We start from the raw sequence: 24,057 nt of genomic DNA on the forward strand, positions 1-24,057 counted from the left end.
CTATGAGGCACAAACTTCTACCCTTCTTTTTTTTCTTAACCCTTATTACTGCACAGGCACAGTCCAAACTATCGGACAAGCCCGCTGATTTTGTGGCCGATGTAAAAGCCATGCTGATATCGGGGAAAGCCGAAAACCCCGAAAAGCTGGCCGCCGACCTGCAGCAAGTATGGGACAGCGGCAACCTGACCACCCGGCAGCAGAAAGAAGTGATCGACATTGCGCAAAACCTCTACAAAAAGCGCATGCGCGTTAATCCGCACTTCTCTGACTTCTTTACCATGGTAACCGCTGGGGTAAATAACCAGGGCATGCGTGGCAAGCAGCTGGATGAGATGCTGGATGTTACCGCCAAGGCCGTACAACAGGAAGAGGGTAAGCGGCTGGAGCAATTCCTGCACGCAGCCAGTCTGTACCTGAGCACAAACCGGCTTTTTCAGAACGCATACTACAGCCTACGCGCACCCAAAAGCAGTTTCAGCTTTTCCTACGAAGGCGCCAGCAAGGCCACCGGTACCACCGACGATGTTGCCAGCAGCTGGGACAACGCCTCCTGGGACGATGAGGTGAATGAAAAGGGCGAAGTAATAGCCGATGATGGCTGGGGGACAATAACCTCCGCTCCCAAAAAAGAGGACAAGAAGAAGGCCGAGAAAAGCAGGAAAGAAAGCATCAGGCGACAGTTCGTGCCTGAGCAGCCGAAGCTCAGCGGCCCGGTGCTAAAATTGGAGAACGCCAACCTCACCTTCGTTACCCCCTGGGATTCTACCTCCATCCAAAACACGCACGGCCACCTGATGCTAGCCAACAACCTTTTTGTGGGTGAGGCCGGCACTTTTACCTGGAAAGTGAATGGCGAACCTGTAACAGCAACGCTCAGCAAGTATAACTTTACCACCTCCTTTGCCGGATTCAAGGCCCCGGATGTAAGCATCGCCTACCCGGCCATGCTCGCCATGCCCGTAGATGGAGCCATGGAATGGCTCAGCGGGAAGCGCAAGACCAGTGCCTATCCCTACCCTAAGTTCTTTTCGTTTACCAACGATGCGCAGCTGCGCACGCTGGGGAATAACATCAGGTACACGGGAGGTTTCTCGCTTATCGGAAATGCGGTGGGCAGCAAATCATTGGATAACAGTTTGTCTGAGATTGTGGTTTCGCATAACGGGGAACGGAAGTTTCGCTCCAAGGCACGCAGTTTCACCATCAACGACTCGCTGATTATGGCCAATCGTGCTTCTGTGGCCATTTACCAGCAACAGGACTCTCTCACGCATCCGGCCATGCAGCTGCGTTTTTCCAAGCCCGATCAAACCCTCACCCTTACAAAAGACAAGGGGCCGTATGCCAGCACTCCTTTTTACGATACCTACCACAAGCTCGAGATCACGGCCGAGCGTTTGCTCTGGGATCTAAAAGCCCAGGACATCGATTTCTCCATCATCAATACTAAAACGCTGGTGCCCGTGCAACTGGAGTCCAAACATTATTACTCTAACAACCGATACCAGCAAATGGTGGGTATTGCCCCTTTCCATCCCCTGCAGGTGTTGGTGGGCTATGGCGCCAAGGCAAAGAGCAACACTTTTTTTGTGTCGGAGGTGGCGCAGGCTACAAAATTGAGTGAAAAGGCCATTCAGGAGGCCGCACTTACCATGCAGCATGCCGGCTACATCGACTACGACCCCGCCTCCGGCTACATCGAGCTGAAAGAGAAAGCCTGGCACTACGTGAAATCATCGCGCAGTTTAACGGATTATGACCACTTGGTGATCAGATCGGTGGTGCCTTCCGGCAGAAACGCCACCCTGAACCTGGCGAATAACAAACTGACTGTGCGCGGTGTGGATAAGATCACCTTCAACAACGATACCGCCAGCGTGTATGTGGTTCCCCGCAAAAGCGAAGTGCACATACTTAAAAACCGCGACATAGAGTTTGACGGCAATGTGTTTGCCAGCAGCCTGGCCTTTAAAGGCAGTAAGTTCCGGTTTAACTACGAGGAGTTTACCATTGATCTGGTGAAACTGGATACCGTTGCCTTAATGTCGCGGCAGCGCCGTTCCGGAAAAATGACCAACCAGGTACTGACAGGAAAGGGAGGCGCCCTGACCGGGAAACTTTACATCGATAAGCCAACCAACAAGTCAGGGGAGGAGCATTTTGCCGAATACCCCAAGTTTGATGCCCCGGTGGGTGCCCAGGTGGCTTTCGCCAGGCCCGATGTGGCTGCAGGCGCCTACGACAGCACGGTGTATTTTAAAATGCCCCCCTTCAAACTGGATAGCCTTAGCTCAGGCAAGAACGTGATCGGCTTTGACGGCACCTTCAACTCAGGCGGCATTTTCCCCCCGATCAAAACCAAACTGATCATGATGCCGGATAAAACCCTTGGCTTCTATTACCAGCCAGCCGCCGCGGGTTTAGCGGCCTACGGGGGCAAGGGCATCGCCTTCGATACCATTATGATGAGCGCCAGCGGCATACAGAGCAAAGGCAAACTAACGCACCTGACCGCCACCTTGCAGGCGCCGGCTTATACGTATTATAAAAATTCGGTCGTTACAAAAGCCGGCAGATCGGTCATGATCGCAGAGCAAACATTGGGGGGCACGAAATTCCCGATGGCCAAGCTTACGGGTTTCGAGATGAACTGGCTTCCTAAAGCCGATACCATGTATCTGCAGACCCAAAAAGAGCCGATGAAGATTTACCAGGAGGAGTTTGCCTTTAAGGGCGTGGCCAAGCTGTCGCCGGGTGGTTTGTATGGCGCTGGCGTAGTGGATAACCCTGTGGCCAACGTTACCTCGCCGGAGCTTCATTTTAAGCAGCGCGGTATGAGTGGCAACCATGCCACCATGATCGCCAAGTCTGATGTGGCAGGCAGGCCCGCTATCAAAGCCCAGGACATGGCCTTTGAGTATGACCTGGTAAAAGGCTTTGTGGACTTTGAGAGCGAGCAAAAAGGTGTGGCAAGTATAGAGTTTCCGAAAGCACAGTATAAAACATCGATGAGCAGTGCCCGCTGGGACATGAATGCGCAACGGGTAAGTTTAAAAGCCGATGAGAATGGAGCCAAGAACTGGTTCTACTCCCAGCATCCGCAGCAAGAGGGGTTGCGTTTTATTGCCGCCAGTGGGGTGTATGACTTAAAGGCGAATACCTTGCTGGCAGGTGGTGTGCCTTACATTACAGTAGGCGACTCGTATGTGGTGCCCGATAGTGGGAGGGTGTCAGTAGCAGCCGACGCGACCATTAAAACCTTGCGCAACGCAAAAATATTGGCCGACAGCGCGCAGCAGTACCACAAACTGTACGCGGGTACAATTGATGTGCTGTCGCGCAAGGCTTTTAAGGGTACCGCCAAGCACGACTATTACAATGCCGCCTCCGACTCCTTCCAGCTGCAGTTTACCAAATTCGTGTATGGCAACCCGAAGGAAAAGAAAAAGCCTATCTACACGTTTGCCGAGGCCAAAGCCGACGAAAAGAAGCCATTCTACATATTTCCACGCATCTTATACCGGGGTAACATCGTGTTGAATGCCATGAACGAGAACCTGGATTTTGACGGGGACCTGAAGCTCAACTTCACGGGTAACCCCGCAGACTCTGACTGGTTCCCGTACAAGCAGGAAAGCCTGGACCCGAGGAATGTGCGCATCCCGATCATTAAACCCATGACCGCCGACGGCACCCCTTTGTTCACTGGTCTGCATGTTTCCAGGGGCAGCTCAAAACTTTATAACACGCTCGTATCCAAAAAACAAGCCGACGAGGATCTGGACCTGTTTGTGGTGGATGGCTTGCTATCGTACAACAAGGAGAAAACGGAGTTTAAGATAGGCAGAGAGGGCCGCGCGTACGCCAACTCGTATGAGGGCAACATGCTGCTTTATAACGAAGCCACCAACACCATCCGTTTCGAAGGTAAAATGAACCTGGTTAACCCCATGAAGAATTTTGCCATGGAAGTGGCCGGCAGCGGAAACGCCAAAGTAGACAGCAGCCGTTACGACCTGGACACGTTTATTGCCTTCGACCTGACAGCCCACAGCAATGTGCTAGGCGCCATGGCCAAGTCTTTGAAAGAGAATGTAGGAGGGGCTCCGGAAGCACTGGACAAGAGTGACGCCGCGCTGTATAAGCTGGCCGAGTTTATCGGGGACAGGGAGGTGCGACGTTACCAGGAGAAATCGGCGGTAGCCTATGTGCCGCTCCCTTCTGTTTCCGGAAAGCTGGTGCGTAGCCTGCTGCTGAGTAAAGTGAACCTGCATTGGTCTAACGAGCAGAATGCCTGGTATAGCACCGGTAAACTGGGTGTAGCCGGCATCCTGAAAGAGGACATCAACGCGCAGCTCGATGGATACCTGGAGGTGAGGCAGGATATGAACGGAGAGCCGGCTGTGTCGCTGTACCTGCAGGCTAACCCCTACTCCTGGTACTATATCAGCTTTTTCGAGAATGGTTTAACGATTGCCTCCTCTGATAACGAGCTCAACAAGCAAGTACAGGCCAAGGCAAAAGGAGGCCGTGGCGGCGGCGCTAACTACGGGGTTTACCCAGGCGAGGAGATCGACAAGAATATGTTTCTGGAGCATTTCAGGAAAAGTTACCTAAACGGCGAAAGTGGTTTTAAGGCAGCGAACGGGCAAACCCTACAAGAGCCTGCCAGTACCCCGGTTGAAAAGGAAGAAGTTCAGAAGAAAGACACCAAAAAGAAAAAGAAGGGTGACAAGGGGAGTTAACCATCCGTGATAGACATCCCGTATATAGTTAAAGTAAAACATGATTTTTGGAGTTTAAATTAAGTTATGCCTATATTTGGGCTTGTTTTTAAGCCTGTGCAGCGTTGTTGTTTGCACTTTAATCACAAGCAGGCATGCGCCCTAAAGGCAAAAGATTAGTTACTACATGGATATTTTAATAACAGCTATATTATTTGTGGCCGCTTACCTGATCGGTTCAATCTCAACCGCTGTCTGGTTGGGCAAGGCCTATTACGGCGTCGATATCAGGCAACACGGCAGCGGCAATTCCGGTGCTACCAACACGTTTAGAGTATTGGGCAAAAAACCTGGTACTGCAGTCATGCTCATCGATATCTTTAAGGGTTGGACAGCCACCTCACTGGCTGGTTTCCTGGTTATCTTCAATATCATACCTCCTGATAAGCTGCTCATTTTTCAACTTATATTGGGTGCTCTGGCCGTTGTGGGGCATATCTTCCCGGTATATGAGCGTTTCAAAGGCGGTAAGGGCGTGGCTACTCTGCTGGGCATGATGCTGGCTATACAAACCGAGGTGGCTTTAATGTGCATGGTGATTTTTGTGATCGTGCTCTTTACCTCGCGTTATGTCTCGCTGGGCTCTATGATTGCAGCGCTGGCATTTCCCATCTTGTTGTTGTTGCCGCGCTTTCATCCGGATAACCCCATCCTGATCGTGTTCGGGTTTATACTTTTTGCCGTAGTGGTGCTTACGCACCGTAAAAACATTAACCGCCTGATTGCCGGCGAGGAGAGTAAAGCCAATATTAACCTCGGCCGGAAAAAATGACCACTTAGTCTTTCTTGTAAAGCCTGCAATACTTATCAAAAAGCTATCCTGTTCTATAAGGGTAGCTTTTTTTGTAACTTTAAGCCGAAACAAAAACGTACCTTTTGCTATGATGAACCAATATATCAACGAAAACAAAGACCGTTTTATAAACGAGTTGCTGGATATGCTGCGCATTCCGTCTGTTAGCGCCGACCCTAAATTTAAACAGGATGTGCTTGCAACAGCGGCGTTTGTGCAGCAACGCCTGCAAGAAGCCGGCGCCGATAACGTGGAACTGGTGGAAACGGCAGGCTATCCGGTGGTATATGGCGAAAAGATGGTGGACCCAAGCCTGCCAACCGTAATCGTGTATGGCCATTATGACGTGCAGCCCGCCGACCCTTACGAGCTATGGAACTCGCCCCCGTTTGAGCCCGTGATAAAAGACGGAAAAATATACGCGCGGGGAGCCTGCGACGACAAGGGGCAAATGTACATGCACATAAAAGCCTTCGAAACCATGATGCGCACGGGCACCTTGGCCTGCAACGTGAAATTTATGATAGAAGGAGAGGAGGAGATCGGCTCTGAAAACCTGGCCACGTTCGTGAAAGAGCACAAGGAGAGGCTGCAAGGCGACGTGATCCTGATCTCCGACACCGGCATGCTGGGCAACGACACCCCATCCATTACCACCGGCCTGCGCGGCATGAGCTATGTAGAGGTAGAAGTGACCGGCCCCAACCGCGACCTGCACTCCGGCCTTTATGGCGGCGCAGTGGCCAACCCGATCAACATCCTTTGCCAGATGATCGCCTCCCTGCACGATGAGAACAGCCACATCACCATTCCTGGCTTTTACGACAACGTGGATGAGCTAAGTGCAGCGGAACGGGCTGAGATGGCACGGGCTCCTTTTGACCTGGAGAAATATAAAAAAGCGTTGGATCTGACGGACGTGCATGGCGAGACAGGTTACGTGACCATGGAGCGCAACTCTATCCGCCCAACCCTGGATGTGAACGGGATCTGGGGAGGCTATACCGGTGAGGGTGCCAAAACGGTTATCCCATCCAAAGCGTTTGCCAAGATCTCCATGCGCCTGGTGCCGCACCAAACCTCAGCCGAAATCACTGAAAAGTTCAGGAAGCATTTTGAAAGTATAGCGCCTGCCAGTGTGCGCGTGGTTGTAAAACCCCACCATGGCGGTGAGCCGGTGGTAACCCCTACAGATTCCGTTGCCTACCAGGCCGCAGCCAAAGCATACGAAGAGACCTTTGGCGTTAAGCCTATTCCGGTGCGCAGCGGGGGCTCTATCCCTATCGTGTCTATGTTCAAGTCTGAGTTGGGGCTGGATTCTGTGCTGATGGGCTTTGGCCTTGATTCAGATGCGATCCACTCGCCAAATGAGCACTTCGGCGTTTTTAATTACATGAAAGGCATCGAAACCATCCCCTTGTTCTACCAGCATTTTGCAGAAATGAGTAAATAGCAACCAGGCGTTTCGCAGGGAAAACAGCAAGCACAGCGGCCCGGCTATTTTATTAGCCGGGCCGCTGTGCTTGATGCGCCTGACCCGTTAAGGAAGCGAGGGCCGTATCAGGTAGCCAATGCTCAGCTTAAAGCCAAAGTTTTTTTGGTCTAGTTCTTTTGAGAAGGAGCGCAGGCCGCCCGTGTTATGAAAGCTCATGGAAAAGCCATTGTCCAGCTCTATCCCAACGCCTGCTGTGTAGCCGTAGTCCCAACGCTCGAAATCATTTATGTGCAGGGGGTATTTCCCTATCTCCACCGGGTCTGGGTCTTCCAGCGTGGAACTGTCCAGGATACGGACTCTTGTCTCCTCGGCCACCAAGTAGCCTAAGTACGGGCCCCCGAGTACAAATAAACCTCCTTTTTGCAGTTTAAGCTGTAACGGCAAGGTTAGGTAATGCAGCCTGTGGTCATCTACCAAAGCTTCTGAGGGGCTGATCGGGAAGCCATCGTAAGTGAATCCTTTCTGGTCGTACTGCAGTTCGGCCTGCACGGCCAGGCGCGATACAAACTCGTAACTGCCCACAAAGCCGCCATGGAAGCCTGCTAAATAGTTTGTGAATTCTGCAGGTCCGTCATCGCCCTGAACGCGGGTAAAGCCCCCGCCGATAATGGCACCAAATCGGGCAAATTGTGCCTGCGCCATTAGAAGCGGAGCAAGGATAAACAGGAGCGTAAAAATAGTTTTTCTCATCGTACGGGCTAGGTGGTAAAGCAATACGTTTTACTGTGTTACCGCTAAATTTGTTTGCAGCTACCTGGCATCAAAAAAGCCGTCCTCACCCAAAACAGGGAGGACGGCTTTTTTAAAGAATGCGCTTAAATTATCTGCCGCCTGGCAACATGAAGGCCAGGGTTACCATAAAGGTAGAGTGGCGGGCATTAGCCAGGTCCCCGTCGAAATAATCATTGGGGGCATCCTTGGCAAAATCAGAGAAACCGCCGTTATAACGCACGCCAAAACTGATGCCGTTATTTGATGCAAAACCAATACCAGCGGCATAGCCCAGCTCAAACTCTGATAAACCTTCTTTGCTCTTCTCATCGCGGGTAGTAGACTGGAGGTTACCGTTTAAATAGGTTTTTGTCTCGTTGTTTACGCTTAGCAGATAGCCTGCCTGCGGACCAGCCTCAAAATATAAGGGGCCAGCTTTAATTTTAGCCAGTATCGGCAGGTCCAAGTAATTGTAATTCACTTTGCCCTCTCTGCGTCTTGTGTTGCCCAGTAAGGTAACTTCTTCATCGCTGTTTTTGAAACCCTTTACAGAGTAAAGCAGCTCTGGCTGAATAGAGAAGAAATTATCCACGATACCAAAGTTTAACACGGCTCCTCCATGAAAGCCAACCTTGTTATCAAAACGACTCTCATTACGCAGGTCGCCTGAAAGGTTAGAAATATTGGCACCACCTCTAATACCGAAAGAGGCAGTTTGAGCCTGGGCAAAAGAGAATGTGCCGAATACAAATGCAAATGCAATAAATAGCTTTTTCATAATCGTATAAAGTATGGGTACGCTCTGAATAACGAGCTGTAGCCGGTTAATGGGATAAGTTAATGGTTAAATTTATGTCTATTTTTGAACTGGTTGGTACAACCTATTGATAACTAGAAAGAAAAATAAAACAGCTATCAGGAAGTTGCCCCGGTACATGCATGCAAGAAATGTTTAGCAACAAGCAGGCCAAAATATTGCGGTTGCCTATATAGCTTGTATAAATATTTCTTTGAGGAGGCCGGCTCAGTGTTATGAGGTGGGTTAAACCATTAGAGCCCTTCTCGGGCTCTAATGGTTCATAGTTAATATTCTGTACTAATACGGCAGTTCTTATCTGGTTGGTAGCGTGTACCCCAGGGTTAACATAAACACGTTGTTACGTGCATCTGAAACGTTTTCATTTTCATTTAGTTTAGATATATCGCCATTATATCTTACACCAACGCTTAAACCCAGCGGTGTGGCTGACAAACCGATACCGGCGGCATAGCCAAAGCTGGTTCGCTTAAACTGATCCAGGTCATCATCAATGTTTACACCCTTAGACTCAATGTCGCCACCAACTCGGAAAGACACCTGCGGCCCTCCTTCAAAATAAAGCGGCCCGGCATTCACCCGCGCCAGCACCGGCACGTCCAGGTAGCTAATTTTGTACTTAAAGCTATCATCCTTCGATTCTGCTCCTTTTGTGGAGAACAAAAGCTCCGGCTGAATCGCAAAAAAGTTGTCGCTGGTTAGGATAAACTGTGAGGTAAGGCCAGCATGGAAGCCAAACATCCTATCCAGGTTGTCGGCATCATCACCTGAAAAACCGGAGTAGTTCGCGCCAGCCCGAATACCAAATTTAGGGGCCTGCATTTGTGCCTGTGCGGCAACTGTGGTTACAAAAGTCAATACGAGTAATATCAGTGTCTTTTTCATAAGTTCTTTTTTTAGATGATTGTTAAACACGGGCAAAAGAGCATGCTCAATTTTGCTTAATGTAACCCTCTTACGCAAAGGCATACTTTAAGTCTTTAAAAATTATAAGAAATTTTGTGGGCGTAGCCAGGCATAGCGCAAAGAGAAAGGTGCGGCAAGTATTAAAAAAGCAGCGACACCATGTGCCACTGCTTCTCACTAAATAGCTATCTATATATAATTGAAAGCGTTACAGATCAACCTGCCCACCCCTCGCGGTCCAGGCTTCTGTACTGAATGGCTTCTGCTAAATGTTCTATTTTTATTCCCTCGCTTCCGGCCAGGTCGGCAATGGTTCTGCTTACTTTCAGGATGCGGTCGTAGGCGCGGGCCGACAAACCCAGGCGTTCCATGGCAGTTTTGAGCAGGGTGCGTCCCGCTTCGTTTATCTGGCAAAGTTCTTTCACCATCTGCGAGGGCATCATGGCATTGGAATGCACCGACGGTGCATCCTGAAAACGGGTTGTCTGACGCTCTCGGGCTTCCACCACGCGTGCCCGAACGGTTGCGCTGTCTTCTGACTTTCGGGTGGCGGTCATCTCATCGAAGGTAACCGGTGTTACCTCCACATGCAGGTCTATGCGGTCCAGCAAGGGGCCGCTCACTTTGTTCAGGTAGCGCTGCACTACGCCCGGGCCACACACGCATTCCTTATCAGGGTGGTTATAATAGCCGCACGGGCAGGGGTTCATGCTGGCCACCAGCATAAAGTTAGCCGGGAAATCTATGGTGGTTTTGGCCCTGGAGATCGTTACGCGCCGCTCCTCCAGGGGCTGTCGCATTACTTCCAGCACGGTGCGCTTAAATTCGGGGAGTTCATCCAGAAACAGCACCCCATTGTGCGAGAGCGATATTTCGCCGGGCTGCGGATTGCTGCCGCCTCCCACCAGGGCAACATCCGAAATAGTATGATGCGGGGAGCGGTAGGGGCGGGTGGTAAGCAGCGAGGCGGCCTCTCCCAGCTTGCCCGCCACCGAATGTATCTTTGTCGTCTCCAGTGCCTCGTGCATCGAGAGCGGGGGCAGCACCGATGGCAAACGCTTGGCCAGCATCGTTTTACCAGCCCCGGGCGGGCCGATCATGATCACGTTATGTCCGCCGGCGGCGGCAATCTCCAGGGCGCGTTTAATGTTCTCCTGCCCCTGCACATCGGCAAAGTCGGCGGCATACTGGTCTACGGTGTTCTGAAACATCTCGCGTGTGTCCATGGCGATGGGAGGTATTTCGCGCTTGCCGTCCAGGAATTCGATGGCCTCCAAAATGTTGCTGACACCAATCACCTCCAGGTTGTTCACGATCGCCGCCTCCTGCGCGTTTTGGGTCGGGAGTATAAATCCCTTGAATCCTGCTTTGCGTGCCTGAATGGCAATGGGCAGCACGCCTTTGATCGGTTGCAGCGAGCCATCCAGCGAGAGTTCGCCCATGATCATGTACTGCCCGAGCTTATCGGGGGCAATTTGCCCGGAAGCGGCAAGTATGCCCATGGCAATGGTCAGGTCGTAGGCAGTGCCTTCCTTGCGGATATCGGCGGGCGCCATGTTGATCACCACTTTCTGGCGCGGCATTTTAAAATTGTATTGCTTCAGGGCAGACTCGATCCGCTGCTCGCCTTCCTTTACGGCATTGTCTGGCAGCCCTACCAGGTAGTATTTAGTGCCTGGGCTTACATTCACTTCTACGGTTACAGTGTAGGCATTTACGCCCTGTACGGCGCTGCCAAAGGATTTTATGAGCATCTCGTATAAATAATTCCGATCAATAAAGTATAGCGATTTGTGCGCTAACACACGCCTTCGGCACAAAGTTCTACATATTGTACTTAAATAAGAGTGATCAGCAAAAATAACTTTAGAGAGCGGAGGCTGCTACTGTTGAGCTGGCTTCTTGAGGCGGGTCATGTCGGGGTGAATAGGCAGGTAAGACGCTGTTACGTTCTCCCCTTTTTGGTGCACCGTAATAGCAGTGCATACGCTATCGGGCAGGGTAACCTCGAAGGCAATGCCTTGCGGCTGATCATCGTAAATGTATACTTGTTGTTTTTGTTGGTTTGTATAAAAGGCCAGAGGCTGCAACTTGTTAAATACTTTACGCACGCTGGCAAACTTATCACCGGTACTTAGACCACGTTCAGTTTTATACTGAGGCGAGGTAACCTGTATCTGCTGCACTTTAGGCGGATCGCCGCTGCCATCGAAATTGTTGACGGTGTACGCCGCCACGTAATGGCGCTTCCCTGCAGGATTGTCGCTGATCCAAAACTGCAAAGCCTTACCCATGGCAGCATCCCCGCTGTCTGGCTGGCCCATAACCTGGTGCAATTCATCCGCAGACATTAATAGGTTGATAGGACCTACGCTTTTGCCAGGAATGATAAGAAAGGCAGGGTCGGGCGTTTCAGGTTGCTGTGCGGTAATAGCTGTCGTGTCGGTAGCGGCGGGACCTGTAACTTCGGTCTGCTCTTTGTTATCCTGAGGCTCACAGGCAAGCAGGCCCAGCGCCAAAATAAAGTATAGGATGTGGTTCATAAGTTGATGCCGCTTTCAGAATGAGGCTGAATGCAATATCCTTTACATACGTACCATACTAAGTTGGGAAGGCATCCTTGCTGCCTGTAACAGGTGCGCGTTGAAAGATAAGGTATAATGTGGGTTACTGGAATGTGTGCTGCCTAAGGCAATGTTGCGGTACCCGGTATAAAAAATACCCGCGGCTATCAGGAGTATAGCTGCGGGTATACTTTGGGTGTATAAAAAAGCGATTTATTGGCTAGGCCAATTTTTGCTCAAGCAACAGGATAAGAATATGGATAACCTTGATATGGATCTCCTGTACCCGATCTGCGAAGCCGAAATGCGGGACCCGTATCTCAACATCGCACCAGGAGGCCAGCTTCCCGCCATCCTTGCCTGTCAGGCCTACCACTTTCATGCCCCTGGCTTTGGCGGTTTCAGCGGCTTTTAGCACGTTGCCCGAGTTGCCGCTTGTGCTAATGGCCAGCAGTATATCGCCTTTATTACCCAGTGCCTCCAGGTAACGCGCAAAAACGGCGTCGTAGCCATAGTCGTTGCCTACGCAGCTCATGTGGGTGGCATCGGAAATGGCAATGGCCGGCATGGCCCGCCGGTTTTCGCGGTACCGGCCCGTTAGCTCCTCGGCAAAGTGCATGGCATCGCACATAGAACCGCCGTTGCCGCAGCTGATAATTTTGGCGCCACTGCCAATGGCTTCTGCCATGGTGTTGGCAGCAAGCTCAATGGCGGTTATGTTACTTTGGTCGGCAAGAAACGCGCTGAGCACATGCTGTGCCTCTGTTAACTCTGCCAGTATTAGGTTGGAGGTCATGCTTGTTTTAGTAGTCTCACCTCGGCCGCTGTTTCTTCGGTTTTCGGTAAGAAGGTGTTGCTCCTGAATTCCTGACGCTTTTCATAGAGGTCAGCTTTCAGGCTGTTAATTTTAAGCTGCGCCAGGTGCCGGTCATACTTCAGGTCCGCCACATAGAGGCGCCCGGCAGCCAATCGCGCAAACATGATCACGCCGCCAATAGCCACGATGGCTTTGTAGAGCAAAAGTACCTGGTCTTCGGTGCGGATATCTAAAATAGCGGTCTCGTTGAGAAGTGCGGTTAACAATAAAACGGTGAACACCATGTAGGAGATCACCAGGAAATCAAGTAGTGCTAAAAGTGCTTTCATAATAAGGGTAAGGGCTTGTGGAACATATACTTTTCTAAAGCTAAAAAAAATATGATTCTTTCCAAACGCTAGCCGCTAATTCCTTGTTATTACCAATGTTAGCTAAAAAATAATACTATTAATCCGTTATACGGTCAGCTGCATCTGTGTTAATCTGGCATACATGCCACTGTTTTGCAGCAGCGCCTCGTGGGTGCCGCGCTCTATAATGCGGCCCTGCTGGAGCACCAGAATCTCATCGGCGTGCTGAATTGTGCTGAGCCGATGCGCAATGACCAGCGAGGTCCTGTTCCGCATCAGGTTTGTAAGCGCCTCCTGCACCAGCTTCTCCGATTCGGTGTCAAGCGCCGAGGTAGCCTCGTCGAGGAGCAGGATGGGCGGGTTCTGAAGTATGGCGCGGGCAATGCTCAGGCGCTGCCGCTGCCCGCCGGAAAGTTTGCCGCCCCGGTCGCCGATCATGGTCTGGTAGCCGTGCTCCGAGCTGCTGATAAAATCATGGGCGTTGGCGATCCTGGCCGCCGCCATTACCTCAGCTTCGGTGGCATCCGTCTTGTTAAAGGCGATGTTGTTGAAGATGGTATCGTTGAAAAGAATGGACTCCTGGGTAACCACGCCTACCTCACTGCGCACCGACTCCATGGTATAATCCCGGATGTCGTGCCCATCGATGAGGATGGCACCGTGGGTAGGGTCGTAAAAGCGCGGGATAAGGTCGGCTAGAGTGGATTTGCCGCCTCCGGACGGGCCAACCAGCGCCACAGTCTTTCCTTTCTCAATGGTGAAATTAATATCCTGCAGCACCGGCTTATCGCCATAGTCAAAACCCACATCGATAAACTCGATCTGGCGCTCGAAACGGGGCAGCACTTTCGCGTTGGGCTTGTTCACGATCTTTGGCTCGGTATCGATCACTTTCAGCACCCTTTCCCCGGAAACCAGGCCGCGCTGGATATTGCTGAACGCAGCCGACATGGCTTTGGCCGGCACCAGTACCTGCGAGAAAAGTATGATGTAGGTGATGAACTCTGCCGGCTGCAGGTCTGATTGCTGGGTTAACACCAGGGTGCCCCCGTAAAAAAGCAGGCCTGCCACTACCGTTACACCCAAGAACTCGGAAAGGGGGGAGGCCAGGTCGCGCTTATTGGCAATAGACCTTTGAATGCGGGCGTAGCGGTTGTTCTGGTCATGAAACTTGCTAAGGATAAAAGGCTCGGCATTAAAAGCCTTTATTACCCGCATGCCGCTCAGGGTCTCATCTATAATGGTCAGGATAAAGCTAAGCGAATCCTGGCCCTGGCTGGCCTTGCGCTTAAGTTGTTTGGAGATGCCGGAGATAATGCCGCCCGAGATCGGCAGCAGGATCAGGGTAAACAGGGTGAGTTTAACCGACATGGTGAACAGGATGGCGAAAAACGCGATAATGGCAATCGGCTCCCGGATGATAACGGTCAGTGTGCTTACTACAGAGCTCTCCACCTCCTGTATATCCACTGTGAGGCGTGTCATGAGGTCACCTTTGCGCTCGTTGCTAAAATAGCCCAGTTCCAGCTCCGTTACGCGCCGGTATACTTTTTCGCGCATCTTTTCTACCACGTGTGCCCGCAAAGCGCCGATGATCCGGAATGCCAGGTAGCGGAACAGGTTACTGAAGAAGATAGACACCACAATGATGATGCAGACAAACAGGAGGGCACCCAGGCGGCCTTCTTCCAGTATAATCTGGCCGAAGTGGAAATTAAAAAAGCTTTTGATGAAATCGATGGTAAAGCTAAACTCTGGCTTAGTGGTGGCCATAACAGCGGCTTCCTCAGAGCCAACCTGCCCAAACAAAACATTCAGCAACGGTATAATGAGCGTGAAGTTGAACAGGCCGAAGATAATGCCCAGAATGGTGTACAGGGTATAGAGCGGCACAAACCTGCTGTAGGGTCTGGCAAACTGAAGTATGCGAAGGTATGTCTTCATGGTATGTCTGGGGTTGCCGGTTGTTTCTGCTGCACAATGCCCTTGACGCGCCTGGCAACCAATGTGGTAACCAGCCCCGGTTCCCCTATCATGTAATTACTGGTTTACAAAAAGCCTGCCTTCGGAAACCCGGAGGCAAAGCCGCCGCAAAGATACTTAATAATAGGCAGATTGGAAGGAAAGTAAAACCACATGGTAAGAGGGGCCTACTTGTGGCTCCTTTGCCTTATATAAAGGAGCCACAAATGAAAGTTGCATCGCCCTCGCCATGTAAGCTACCCGGCACTTGCCAGCCTAAGCCTCGGCTGTCAACAATAGAAGAAAAGCTTCAGCTTAAAACTCGTGCAGCCTTTGCGGAATGTTCCAGCGGAATGCAAAAGAGCCAAAGGCAGTGTTGCGATCCGTGGCGTTTAGCTCTGCATCCGTGCGGCGCAGAATGCCCTTCAGGTCCAGGAACATGTTATGGCGCAGCTGAAAGGTGGCCGTCAGGTCGAGGTGGAGTTGGTTGGTGGTATTGCCCTGGCCGATCTCGTTGCCGTAGTTGGATACCCGCGTGGTGTAGGGCAACAGCACATTGCCGCCATAGTTCAGCGTGTCGGTGGCGGTTACGATGTCCTGGCCAAAGCGCGTGGCAATGGCTTTACCGGTTAGCATCAGGCGCGGCATAGGCTGGTAGTAGATAATGCCCACGAGCTCAGCCAAGTTGGCCCCCATGGGGTGAGCGAGCGGTTGCCTGTAGTGCTGGTAGTTGGTGGCGGAGGTACGGTGCTGGTATGTGTAGGGGCGGATGATATTAACCTCGCCCTGCAGGTCGAGGTTGGGCAGGCCAAAGGCGTTGATGTATTTGGCACCCAGTTGCCCGGCCTGTTTGTTTGCCCACCAGCCGTTCATCGCTTTTACCTCTTTCAGCAGAAACTCATCTAGCTGCAACTGTCCGTAAAGCTGCACCCTGTTGTAGATGTTCCAGCGGAAGTCTGCCCCCACCATGGCGTTGTCCTCGCTGCCGAGCGCCTGCTCAATGGCCCTGTAAAAGATGACCGGGTTCAGGTACTGCAACTCGAATTTGCCTTTGTCGCGCGCGAACACCACCTGCTCAAACACACCCAAGTTCAGGTTATCGGTTACGTTAATGCCCAGGCGGTGCAGGGCCATGTATTTCTTAGGCAACAGCCTGTCGCCTCCGCCACGGCGAAACTCGGAGGTAAGTTCCTGAAACAAGTTCATGTAATGCAGCTTCCACACGCGGGTGTTCAGCTTCAGGAAGAAGGCCGGCGGGGCGTAGTCGGAAAGGGCCAGCGAGCGGTAGCCATCGCCGATAAAATGGCGGTCGTGGCCCAGCTGTATTTCCACGTGTTTGCTCAGGGCATAGTTCAGGTAACCGCGGGCCGTAAAAAAGTCGTACCCATCTGTCTTAAAGTTTTTCCAGAAGCCCTCATGGGGCACCACGCCGTCGCGCCGGATGCGGTCCATGACGTAGGCTGGAAAGCGGGCCTGGTTCTCACCAATGAACGTGTAAAAGCCGAAGCGCTTGTCGATGCTGCCCTCGATCTGCACGCCCCTGGTGTTCACGTAGCGGATGCCCTCCGTCTGGTTGTCGAGGCCCACCTCCAGGTGTAGCACGGGGTTTACCCTGATGGAGAAATCCTCGTTCTCGAAATGATATAGGTCTGTCTGGTTGCGGTAAAAATACTTCAGGATGGGTTCGCTGTCGTTGTTTTCCTGGCTGGTGTAGTTCCAGTTGTCGTTCAGGAGGTAGGTAGTGTTAAAGGCATCTACTCGCGTACGGACATTGCGGGCACTGATCTCGGCCAGGTTGGCCACATCCTGGCGTCCGTAGGGGTGAACAGCCGTCTGGAGGGCAGGCACCTGGTCACCGTACAAGATCTGGTAACGACCTATCCAGTGGTACACATCACGGTTATAAGGCACATACACGTCCTGGGCCTGGGCGTAAGATCCGGTGAGCAAAGCAAGTGTCAGGGCACAAAGTATAAATCTCATGATGGTGGTTTTAGCAAGTTATGGCAGCTATTAAGTGCGAATGTACTCTTTTCTAAAATTATTGTTCAGGAAACGGCGCTGAATTTATACTTTAGCAGGACAGAAAACACACAGCCCCTCATGTTGCGCTACCTGCCCCATCAAGAGATAAACAAAGAAGCATGGAATGCCTGTGTTGCAGCCTCGGCAGAGCACATGGTGTATGCCTTTGCATGGTATCTGCAGGAGGTGTGCGATCGCTGGGATGCCGTGGTAGAGGAGCAGGAGGGGCACTACGTCTCAGTATTTCCTTTGCCGCTGGGCAGGCGCTGGGGCCAGTGGGGCGTACAACAGCCCTTTTTTACGCAGCAGCTGGGTCTTTTTACTACAGCCAAAAGCACGTGTAAAAGTATACCGGATTACCTGGCGCTTATCCCCCCTAAGTATAAAAATGTGTACCTGCAGCTGAACACCGGTAATGCCCAACCCCCGGCAGGTGCTTTTGATTTGCAGCAGGTAAGCCGGGTCACGTATCACCTGCATCTGAGCCCAGCCTATGCGTGCCTGCTGCGTGGCTACCGCAACCGCCATAAACTGCACAAGGCACAGCGCGCGGGGATAACGGTAAAACCACTGGCAGATGTAAAGCCGCTGATTGCCCTGTTTAAGGCTACCAAGGGCCAGGAACTGAGCGAAGTAAAGGCAAAGCATTACCGGCTGCTGGCCAGGCTGTATCAGGTGCTGGCCCAGCGAAAAACCGCTGCGCTGCTGCAGGTGGCAAACGAGGCAGGCAACCCTATTGCAGCCGCTCTTTTTATCCTGCAGCCCGAAAAGGTGATCTTCCTCTTTTCCGCAGCCTCGGAAGAAGGGCGCAAAGCCGCCGCCATGACCCTGCTGCTGGACCACATCATCCAAAAATACGCAGGCAGTAACCGCATTCTCGACTTCGAGGGGAGTATGGTGCCCTCGGTGGCAAAATTTTACGCAAACTTTGGGGCCACACCAATCAACTACGTATCTTTAGCAAAACGACACAAACCCTGGTACCTCCAATGGAAAGACGCAACCTCTACATCCTGACCGAAACTCCCTCCCTGGCAAACCACTACATTGCCGAGCTGCGTAATGTGCACGTACAGGGTGACAGCCTGCGCTTCCGTCGGAATCTGGAGCGTATAGGGGAGTTGCTGGCGTACGAGATATCTAAAACGCTGCCTTACGAGGTGAGCCGCATTACCACGCCCCTGGCCGAGACAGAAACCATGCTGCTCTCTAACCAGCCGGTGCTGGCTACCATACTTCGGGCCGGTTTGCCCATGTACCAGGGCATGCTCAATTATTTTGATAAGGCCTACAGTACCTTTGTGGGCGCTTACCGGGTAGAAGAGGAGAACACCGAGCTGCAGATTAACATGGAATACCTGGCCTCTACCGACCTGCACGATAAGATCCTCATCCTGGCAGACCCGATGCTGGCCACCGGCAGGTCGCTGGTGAAATCGTATCAAGGGATGCTGCGCCACGGCAAACCTGTTCAGGTACACATTGCTGCGGCTATTGCCTCCCCAGAGGGCGTAGCGCACGTGCAGCAGGAGATTCCGGAAGCACTTGTCTGGCTGGGCACCATGGACAGCCACCTGAACGAACGCTCCTATATCGTGCCGGGGCTGGGCGATGCCGGCGACCTGGCCTTCGGACCCAAGATCTAATCCTGAACTTTAAGCGCTGCCCTCCTGTTTGTTTTTATAAGCAGTTAATATTTAATAATTTATATAAACTTTGTATTTGATAATTTATATAAATTTTATGCGTGCTGTGCGTATACTACGGTATACAAGTCCTCCCTTTTTTAGAGTACAATTTTAATTGAATGCTGTGTTGGTAGAAATCCTGAAGTACCTGTCGGTGTACTTAGTGAGTATGGTGAAATTTTTTGGAGGTCCGGTAACCGGGGCAAGCCTGGGCTTAACGTATATGGAGTCGGTGCTGTTAACGGTGGCAGGGATGATGACCAGCGTGGTGATCTTCTCCATTGTTGGCCGTGCTTTTTCAAAAAGGATATCGGCCAATAACCGGGCAAAGCGCAAACCCATCTTCAGTAAAAAGAACCGGCGCGTCGTGCAGATCTGGAATAAGTTCGGGGTAACAGGCATCGCTTTTTTAACGCCTATCTTGCTCACGCCTATCTTCGGCACGGTAGTGGCCTCGCTTTTCGGGGCATCTCGCAAGCATATCTTCCTGCACATGCTCTGGAGTGCCATTTTTTGGAGTGCGTTGCTAAACCTGATGGTTTTTGAGTTCGGCAGTATCGCCACCCGTTTTTTCTAACACCTTATATACGGGCAGGCTAAACCAAAAGAGGCCCGAAGCATGTGTGTGTTTCGGGCCTCTTTTGGTTTCATTTCTTCCGGCTGCTTTTCTTCGTCTTCTGCCAGTAGGAGCTTTTCGGGTCGCCTTTCTTTTTACCTTTCTCGAAGTTAGACTTGTGCCTGCCTTTCTTCTCATGGAAGGCACCTTTGAAGTCCGGGTTATCGCTTCGCTTCTGGTGGTCAATGTCGCGGGCAATGGCCTGCTGCTCTTCAAATGTGATGTCGTAGATCTTTACTTCCGGGGGCATAGGCTGTTCCGGTATCTGCATCCGGATCAGCTTCTCGATCTTGCGGATGTGGTACATCTCAGCTGGGTTGGCAAAGGTAATGGCAGCGCCCGCATTCTCAGCACGGCCTGTTCGGCCAATGCGGTGCACGTAATCTTCGTACACAAAAGGCACATCAAAATTGATCACGTGGCTCACCATGGTTACATCTATGCCGCGCGATGCCACGTCGGTTGCCACTAAAAAGCGCACATCGCCCCCTTTAAATGCCTCCATGGAGTTGATGCGGGTATTCTGGCCTTTGTTGCCGTGTATGGCCCGCACCTCCCCGTACTCGCGTCGCTCCAGGAACTTGGCCACGTCTTCCGCATTCTTCTTGCTCCTGGTAAAAATGATCACGCGGTTAAACGTTTCCTTATCCTGGATGACATGCTCCAGCATCGCAATTTTGGTACGCAGGTTGGGTACCTGGTACAGCACCTGGCTTACGGTTTCCACGGGTGTGGCCTGGGGGGTTACTTCGATGCGGGTCGGGAACTCCAGGAACTCTTCCGACAGCTCCACCACTTTCGGGTGCATGGTGGCTGAGAACAAGAGGTTCTGGCGTTTGCGCGGAATCACTTCCAGCAACTGGCGGATCTGTGGCATAAAGCCCATGTCCATCATCTTGTCAGCCTCGTCCAGTACCAGTGTTTTCACTTCCTTCAGGATCAGTTCACCTTTCAGATATAATTCCATCAGCCTTTTTGGCGTGGCAACCAGTATGTCAAGGCCTTTATTTATAATTTCTATTTGTGTTTTGGGGCCTAGTCCGCCATAAATTACGGTGTGGCGAATGCCGGTGTATTTGCCTAGCAGCGTAATATTCTCTTCTATCTGCATGGCCAGTTCGCGGGTAGGGGCCAGTATAATGGCGCGTGGGTTCATGCCCTGCGCATATTTCACCTTCATCAAAATAGGCAGCAGAAAGGCAGCTGTTTTGCCGGTTCCGGTCTGGGCGATACCCATTACGTCGTGGCCACCCATTATTACCGGTATCGCCTTTAACTGAATAGGTGTTGGCTTTTCGTACCCGGCCTCCTCAATGGCGTTCAGCAACTGCCTGTTCAGCTTAAAATCCTCGAACGTGCTTATCTCTTTCTCTGCTTCTTCGGCCATGGTAATAGTGTGTTGTGGGTAATGTTGACTTACAAAAGTACATGAATTTTATGGTTTAAGGGTGAAGATTCACGTTTGAGTCAGGAAAAGCCAGTAGCATCGCGTATATTAGCTTTTCTGTAACTTGCACAGCCTCTATGAAATCCATTCTGATTAAAAACGCACAACTCGTAAACGAAGGAAGTATAACTACTGCCGATGTTCTAATCCAGGACGGGCGCATCGCGCAGATCGGCCAAGGCATAACCACCGAAGCTGGCGAAACTATTGATGCCACTGGCCTGCATTTGCTACCCGGCGTGATCGACGACCAGGTTCATTTTAGGGAGCCGGGGCTAACGCACAAGGCAAACATTCAAACCGAGGCGAGAGCCGCTGTGGCCGGGGGCACCACTTCTTTTATGGAGATGCCCAACACCGTGCCGAACGCCACCACCCAGGAACTACTGGAAGACAAGTATAAAATTGCTGCGGAGTCCTCGTTGGCAAACTACTCCTTTTACATGGGTGCCACCAACGATAACCTGGCCGAAGTGCTGTTAACCAACCCGAACACGGTTTGTGGCATCAAGATCTTTATGGGCTCCTCAACGGGCAATATGCTGGTAGACAACGAGCAGACCTTGGAGCAGATATTCTCCAGGGCCCGGTTGCCCATTGCCGTACATTGCGAAGATGAGCAGATCATCCGCGATAGAATGGCTGTGTATGAGGAAAAGTATGGGGAGGATATCCCGATAGAGTGCCACCCGGAAATCAGAAATGAGGCGGCTTGCTTTAAATCGAGTTACCTGGCCGTGAAACTGGCCGAGAAACACAACACGCGCCTGCACATCCTGCATATTTCCACGGAGGAGGAGCTGAAGCTGTTCCGAAACGATATTCCGCTGGCACAGAAACGCATCACCGCCGAAGTATGTGTGCACCACCTCTGGTTCGATAAGCAAGATTACGCGCAGTTCGGTACGCAGATAAAGTGCAACCCGGCCATTAAGGAGCATCGTCACAAAGAGGCGCTCCTGCAGGGGCTGCTCGAGGACAAGCTGGACGTGATCGCCACGGACCACGCCCCCCACCTCTGGGAGGAAAAGCAAGGCAAGTATAAACAAGCGCCATCGGGGGTGCCGCTGGTGCAGCACTCCCTGCAAATGATGCTGGAGTTTGTGAAGCAGGGAAAACTAACGCTGGAAAAGATGGTGGAGAAAATGAGCCACGCGCCGGCCATACTTTTTAATGTGCGCGAGCGCGGCTTTCTACGGGAGGGCTACTGGGCTGACCTGGTACTGGTAGATTTAAACAGGCCTTACACCGTAACCAGGCAAAATACTTACTACAAATGCGACTGGTCGCCTTTCGAAGGACATACGTTTAGCAGCACCCCCACGCATACCTTCGTTTCGGGGCACCTGGCTTTTGCCAACGGGGCTTTTGATGAGAGCAGGAGAGGCGAGCGGCTGTTGTTCGACAGGTAAAATATTTGCACAAAAATGTGCCGTAGCTATTGCATTGTGTGGTTTGCTGCGTATATTTGCACTCTCAAATAATACACGGTGGTTGTAGCTCAGTCGGTTAGAGCACCAGATTGTGATTCTGGGGGTCGTGGGTTCGAGCCCCATCTTCCACCCCAAGCCCTTGAAGCAAACCTTCAGGGGCTTTTTTATTTGGATAGATCTGGAATATCTGGTTTTCAGCATCTGGCGCGAAAAAAACATAGCACCGGGCAATTAAAACCAGTTATTCGGAATGAAAGGAATCAGTCATTCAAAATTAAAAAAGATATGAGCTTAACAGTAGTAGGTTCGATGGCGTTTGATGCGCTGGAGACACCCTTCGGAAAAACAGATAAGATCGTTGGCGGTGCGGCCACCTACATTTCCCTGTCGTCTTCATACTTTGTGAAGCCGGTAAATGTCGTGTCGGTGGTGGGCGGCGATTTCGACCAGAACCACATCGAGCTGATGCACCAGCGTGACATCAGTACGGAAGGGGTACAGGTAAAGGAGAATGAGAAGTCTTTTTTCTGGTCTGGCCGCTACTTCAACGACATGAACAGCCGCGAAACGCTGGTGACAGAACTGAACGTGCTGGGCAATTTCGATCCTATTATTCCGGATAGCTACCAGGGGTGCGAGTACCTGATGCTGGGCAATCTGGCGCCGCAGGTGCAGCGCACCGTGATAGAGCGTTTAACAAAGCGCCCGAAGCTGATTGTGATGGACACCATGAATTTTTGGATGGACATTGCCCTGGAGGAGCTCAAGCAGACCATGGCGCTGGTGGATGTGCTCTCGATCAACGACGAGGAAGCACGCCAGCTTAGCGGGGAGTACTCTTTGGTGAAAGCTGCTAAGGTGATCATGGCGATGGGGCCGAAATTCCTCATTATCAAAAAAGGAGAGCATGGTGCCTTGCTGTTCCATGAGAAGGAGGTATTCTTCGCTCCGGCCCTGCCGCTGGAAGAGGTTTTTGACCCAACCGGCGCTGGGGACACCTTTGCCGGCGGCTTTATTGGCTACCTGGCCAGCTCTGGCGATATTAGCTTTGCAGGCATGAAGCGCGCCGTGATCTACGGCTCGGCCATGGCTTCTTTCTGCGTGGAGAAATTCGGCACAGAGCGCCTGAAAAACCTGACCAAAGAAGAGATAGAGCACCGTGTGCAACAGTTTGTGAACCTGGTTCAGTTTGAAGCTGCGCTGTAGTACTGCTCTTTAGTATACAAGGTATGAAAGGGAGGCCGCGGCTTCCCTTTTTTTATTACTGCCTGTCGTGCGCATGGAAGGCAAATTAAACAAAATTGTAACAAAATAGGGTGCGTAGGTGTAAAACTGTGTATAGACTAACGAGGAGATAGGATTATGAGCATAAAGAACGAAAATAAAAAAGACATAGAGGAGCTGAAGAAAAATAACCCTAATCAGGAAGATCCGAACAAACCGATGGGAAACATTAATGACAGCCCTAATCGCAACGCACTAAACAAAGACGCTACCAAAGTACAAAACCCGAACCGCAATTTAGCGAAGGGTGGCAATAACACGCCAGACAGGAAGTAGCGCAACACAAGCAAAATAACAACTATGAAAATATAAAAGGAGGATGGCCCAGGTGGCTTTCCTCCTTTTTTTGTGCAGATGGGTAG

General features: G+C 51.5%; 19 protein-coding genes and 1 tRNA gene. 10 read left to right on the top strand and 10 right to left on the bottom strand.

The genetic code is table 11. The annotated features are described in order from the left end of the window. Positions 1-2: 2 nt before the first annotated feature. The 3 genes from AC4BAN_RS13365 to AC4BAN_RS13375 all read left to right on the top strand — a co-directional run bounded on the left by AC4BAN_RS13365 (position 3) and on the right by AC4BAN_RS13375 (position 7,033). The gene (locus AC4BAN_RS13365) at positions 3-4,748 is read left to right on the top strand and encodes a hypothetical protein (protein WP_490564911.1); all 4,746 of its coding nucleotides are present in this window, start codon (positions 3-5) and stop codon (positions 4,746-4,748) included. Between the two features lie 166 nt (positions 4,749-4,914). After that, positions 4,915-5,559, top strand: coding sequence for a glycerol-3-phosphate 1-O-acyltransferase PlsY (gene plsY, locus AC4BAN_RS13370; protein ID WP_490564912.1), 645 nt, complete (start codon positions 4,915-4,917; stop codon positions 5,557-5,559). A gap of 112 nt (positions 5,560-5,671) precedes the next feature. Next, positions 5,672-7,033 (top strand): dipeptidase, encoded by a 1,362-nt coding sequence (locus AC4BAN_RS13375; RefSeq protein ID WP_490564936.1) that lies wholly within the window; start codon positions 5,672-5,674, stop codon positions 7,031-7,033. Between the two features lie 87 nt (positions 7,034-7,120). On the opposite strand, the gene AC4BAN_RS13380 is transcribed toward AC4BAN_RS13375, so the two are convergent. The 9 genes from AC4BAN_RS13380 to AC4BAN_RS13420 form a co-directional block, all read right to left on the bottom strand. Then, positions 7,121-7,765, bottom strand: a complete 645-nt coding sequence (locus AC4BAN_RS13380; protein WP_490564913.1) for a porin family protein — start codon at positions 7,763-7,765, stop codon at positions 7,121-7,123. 130 nt (positions 7,766-7,895) lie between these two features. Beyond that, complete coding sequence (locus AC4BAN_RS13385) at positions 7,896-8,564, bottom strand: porin family protein (protein WP_490564914.1); 669 nt, start codon at positions 8,562-8,564, stop codon at positions 7,896-7,898. 333 nt (positions 8,565-8,897) lie between these two features. Next, positions 8,898-9,488, bottom strand: a complete 591-nt coding sequence (locus AC4BAN_RS13390) for a porin family protein (protein ID WP_490564915.1) — start codon at positions 9,486-9,488, stop codon at positions 8,898-8,900. A 236-nt stretch (positions 9,489-9,724) separates the two neighbouring features. Then, the gene (locus AC4BAN_RS13395; protein WP_490564916.1) at positions 9,725-11,263 is read right to left on the bottom strand and encodes a YifB family Mg chelatase-like AAA ATPase; all 1,539 of its coding nucleotides are present in this window, start codon (positions 11,261-11,263) and stop codon (positions 9,725-9,727) included. Between the two features lie 129 nt (positions 11,264-11,392). Further along, positions 11,393-12,052 carry a hypothetical protein gene (locus AC4BAN_RS13400; protein WP_490564917.1) on the bottom strand — a complete coding sequence of 220 codons (660 nt, stop codon included), beginning with the start codon at positions 12,050-12,052 and terminating at the stop codon, positions 11,393-11,395. A gap of 241 nt (positions 12,053-12,293) precedes the next feature. Further along, positions 12,294-12,869 carry a D-sedoheptulose 7-phosphate isomerase gene (gene lpcA / locus AC4BAN_RS13405; RefSeq protein WP_490564918.1) on the bottom strand — a complete coding sequence of 192 codons (576 nt, stop codon included), beginning with the start codon at positions 12,867-12,869 and terminating at the stop codon, positions 12,294-12,296. Continuing rightward, complete coding sequence (locus tag AC4BAN_RS13410) at positions 12,866-13,219, bottom strand: hypothetical protein (protein WP_490564919.1); 354 nt, start codon at positions 13,217-13,219, stop codon at positions 12,866-12,868. The genes lpcA and AC4BAN_RS13410 overlap by 4 nt, the downstream gene beginning before the upstream one ends. A gap of 126 nt (positions 13,220-13,345) precedes the next feature. Next, positions 13,346-15,184, bottom strand: a complete 1,839-nt coding sequence (locus AC4BAN_RS13415; RefSeq protein ID WP_490564920.1) for an ABC transporter ATP-binding protein — start codon at positions 15,182-15,184, stop codon at positions 13,346-13,348. A gap of 333 nt (positions 15,185-15,517) precedes the next feature. Continuing rightward, positions 15,518-17,185 (bottom strand): capsule assembly Wzi family protein, encoded by a 1,668-nt coding sequence (locus AC4BAN_RS13420; RefSeq protein ID WP_490564921.1) that lies wholly within the window; start codon positions 17,183-17,185, stop codon positions 15,518-15,520. Between the two features lie 120 nt (positions 17,186-17,305). On the opposite strand from AC4BAN_RS13420, the gene AC4BAN_RS13425 reads away from it, so the two are divergent. The 3 genes from AC4BAN_RS13425 (at position 17,306) to AC4BAN_RS13435 (ending at position 19,492) form a co-directional block, all read left to right on the top strand. After that, positions 17,306-18,244 carry a GNAT family N-acetyltransferase gene (locus AC4BAN_RS13425; RefSeq protein ID WP_490564922.1) on the top strand — a complete coding sequence of 313 codons (939 nt, stop codon included), beginning with the start codon at positions 17,306-17,308 and terminating at the stop codon, positions 18,242-18,244. Continuing rightward, positions 18,217-18,873, top strand: a complete 657-nt coding sequence (gene upp, locus AC4BAN_RS13430; protein WP_490564923.1) for a uracil phosphoribosyltransferase — start codon at positions 18,217-18,219, stop codon at positions 18,871-18,873. The genes AC4BAN_RS13425 and upp overlap by 28 nt, the downstream gene beginning before the upstream one ends. A 166-nt stretch (positions 18,874-19,039) precedes the next feature. Then, on the top strand, positions 19,040-19,492 hold the full coding sequence (locus AC4BAN_RS13435) for a hypothetical protein (RefSeq protein ID WP_490564924.1): 453 nt from the start codon (positions 19,040-19,042) through the stop codon (positions 19,490-19,492). Positions 19,493-19,562: 70 nt separating this feature from the next. On the opposite strand, the gene AC4BAN_RS13440 is transcribed toward AC4BAN_RS13435, so the two are convergent. Further along, a complete protein-coding gene (locus AC4BAN_RS13440; protein ID WP_490564925.1) occupies positions 19,563-20,918 on the bottom strand; it encodes a DEAD/DEAH box helicase in 1,356 nt (451 codons plus the stop codon). Positions 20,919-21,055: 137 nt separating this feature from the next. Here AC4BAN_RS13440 and AC4BAN_RS13445 point away from each other — a divergent pair, with 137 nt between their 5' ends. The 4 genes from AC4BAN_RS13445 (at position 21,056) to AC4BAN_RS13460 (ending at position 23,971) form a co-directional block, all read left to right on the top strand. Continuing rightward, complete coding sequence (locus AC4BAN_RS13445) at positions 21,056-22,390, top strand: dihydroorotase (RefSeq protein ID WP_490564926.1); 1,335 nt, start codon at positions 21,056-21,058, stop codon at positions 22,388-22,390. Between the two features lie 78 nt (positions 22,391-22,468). Next, positions 22,469-22,545: transfer RNA gene (locus AC4BAN_RS13450), tRNA-His, on the top strand. Between the two features lie 151 nt (positions 22,546-22,696). Further along, the gene (locus AC4BAN_RS13455) at positions 22,697-23,617 is read left to right on the top strand and encodes a PfkB family carbohydrate kinase (RefSeq protein WP_490564927.1); all 921 of its coding nucleotides are present in this window, start codon (positions 22,697-22,699) and stop codon (positions 23,615-23,617) included. 156 nt (positions 23,618-23,773) lie between these two features. Beyond that, complete coding sequence (locus tag AC4BAN_RS13460; protein ID WP_490564928.1) at positions 23,774-23,971, top strand: hypothetical protein; 198 nt, start codon at positions 23,774-23,776, stop codon at positions 23,969-23,971. The last annotated feature ends 86 nt before the right edge of the window (positions 23,972-24,057 follow it).

The sequence above is a fragment of the Pontibacter sp. GD13 genome (assembly GCF_058216355.1).

Coding starts and splice junctions, on each gene's coding strand:
- AC4BAN_RS13375 (WP_490564936.1), top strand. CDS start 5,672: ATGAACCAATATATCAACGAAAACAAAGACCGTTTTATAAACGAGTTG.
- upp (WP_490564923.1), top strand. CDS start 18,217: ATGGAAAGACGCAACCTCTACATCCTGACCGAAACTCCCTCCCTGGCA.
- AC4BAN_RS13455 (WP_490564927.1), top strand. CDS start 22,697: ATGAGCTTAACAGTAGTAGGTTCGATGGCGTTTGATGCGCTGGAGACA.
- AC4BAN_RS13425 (WP_490564922.1), top strand. CDS start 17,306: ATGTTGCGCTACCTGCCCCATCAAGAGATAAACAAAGAAGCATGGAAT.
- AC4BAN_RS13460 (WP_490564928.1), top strand. CDS start 23,774: ATGAGCATAAAGAACGAAAATAAAAAAGACATAGAGGAGCTGAAGAAA.
- AC4BAN_RS13415 (WP_490564920.1), bottom strand. CDS start 15,184: ATGAAGACATACCTTCGCATACTTCAGTTTGCCAGACCCTACAGCAGG.
- AC4BAN_RS13400 (WP_490564917.1), bottom strand. CDS start 12,052: ATGAACCACATCCTATACTTTATTTTGGCGCTGGGCCTGCTTGCCTGT.
- AC4BAN_RS13445 (WP_490564926.1), top strand. CDS start 21,056: ATGAAATCCATTCTGATTAAAAACGCACAACTCGTAAACGAAGGAAGT.
- AC4BAN_RS13440 (WP_490564925.1), bottom strand. CDS start 20,918: ATGGCCGAAGAAGCAGAGAAAGAGATAAGCACGTTCGAGGATTTTAAG.
- AC4BAN_RS13410 (WP_490564919.1), bottom strand. CDS start 13,219: ATGAAAGCACTTTTAGCACTACTTGATTTCCTGGTGATCTCCTACATG.
- plsY (WP_490564912.1), top strand. CDS start 4,915: ATGGATATTTTAATAACAGCTATATTATTTGTGGCCGCTTACCTGATC.
- AC4BAN_RS13365 (WP_490564911.1), top strand. CDS start 3: ATGAGGCACAAACTTCTACCCTTCTTTTTTTTCTTAACCCTTATTACT.
- AC4BAN_RS13395 (WP_490564916.1), bottom strand. CDS start 11,263: ATGCTCATAAAATCCTTTGGCAGCGCCGTACAGGGCGTAAATGCCTAC.
- AC4BAN_RS13385 (WP_490564914.1), bottom strand. CDS start 8,564: ATGAAAAAGCTATTTATTGCATTTGCATTTGTATTCGGCACATTCTCT.
- lpcA (WP_490564918.1), bottom strand. CDS start 12,869: ATGACCTCCAACCTAATACTGGCAGAGTTAACAGAGGCACAGCATGTG.
- AC4BAN_RS13390 (WP_490564915.1), bottom strand. CDS start 9,488: ATGAAAAAGACACTGATATTACTCGTATTGACTTTTGTAACCACAGTT.
- AC4BAN_RS13380 (WP_490564913.1), bottom strand. CDS start 7,765: ATGAGAAAAACTATTTTTACGCTCCTGTTTATCCTTGCTCCGCTTCTA.
- AC4BAN_RS13420 (WP_490564921.1), bottom strand. CDS start 17,185: ATGAGATTTATACTTTGTGCCCTGACACTTGCTTTGCTCACCGGATCT.